General features: G+C 53.3%; 1 protein-coding gene. It reads right to left on the reverse strand.

Annotation, left to right across the window (positions count from 1 at the left end; genetic code table 11):
- On the reverse strand, positions 1–187 hold a 187-nt coding region (locus tag V6D20_04005; GenBank protein HEY9814955.1), incomplete at its 3' end, for a hypothetical protein.
- Positions 188–1095: the final 908 nt, after the last annotated feature.

Here is a 1095-nt window from a genome sequence, read left to right on the forward strand (position 1 = left end):
AAGGGCTGACAGATGGACTCACACTAGGCTTGGCCGATGGACTCACACTAGGCTTGGCCGAAGGAGACGCGGATGGATGAGCACTTGGTTTGGATGAAGGGCCAACACTAGGCGTTGCGGTGGGTACCACGGTTGCGTGAACATTAGACTGAGCTGAAGGGCTGGCAGTGGGCTCTGTAGAGGGCATGGTAGTTGGGTTTGCACTTGGTGCAGCCGAAGGAATAGCTGATGGAGCAACAGAAGGACTAGAGGTTGGACTAGATGTGGTTTTTTGCTCAATACTTGTCGTTGCGCTTGGAATAGCAGTGGGTGTTTGACTGGGGGTGGCCGAGGGCGCAACTGAAGGAGCGACTGAGGGCTCAACTGAAGGACTCGCTTCTGGGCTAGAACTGGGGACTCCGGTTGGTGCACTCGTTGCAGAATCTGTTGGTGGCGCGATGTAATTGCAGTACCACTTATCGGATGTTATCTCGACATGAGTTTCTCCATTGTTTAGTGGGCAGCAAACTCTTTCGAGAGCACCCCATTGAACGCAAAAGTAACCACTATTGGCGGAGCTTTCTGTAGGCAAATGAGTATGCGTCGTAGGTCCCATTGATGGTTCAAGGGATGGTGAAGAAGTTGGGGTTATGCTCGGCGAAGTAGATGGGTAAGCCGATGGAGAACTGGAGGGGAATGGACTAGGTCCGGCAGAAGGTATCTGCGTTGGTGGTATTGTCAATGTCTCGATGGGCTTTGCAGTGGGCACATCAGTGGGCACAGCAGAGGGCACAGCAGAGGGCGTGGAACTAGGCTGAGTAGAGGGCAAAGTAGTCGGTGGTGCTGATGGGACCGCAGTAAGGAGAGACGGTGGCAAAAGAACACTGTCAATTCGGTGTAGGACTCCACGTTTTGCAAACGATTGCTTGTCAATGACCTGAGCCATATCTACATTGACAAAGATAAATGGGGTGGAGTCTGCTGTATCTCGGCGATGTATATACCATGCGGAAGAAGACGACGTCCTTTGAGCAGGGGCTGATGTGGGAGGCGTTCGTGGCGCATATGTAGGCCAGGGTGTCAGAGGAGCGCGTGTTCTGGGTGGTCGGTATGGCG

This window comes from Candidatus Obscuribacterales bacterium (genome assembly GCA_036703605.1).
Lineage (GTDB): Bacteria > Cyanobacteriota > Cyanobacteriia > RECH01 > RECH01 > RECH01.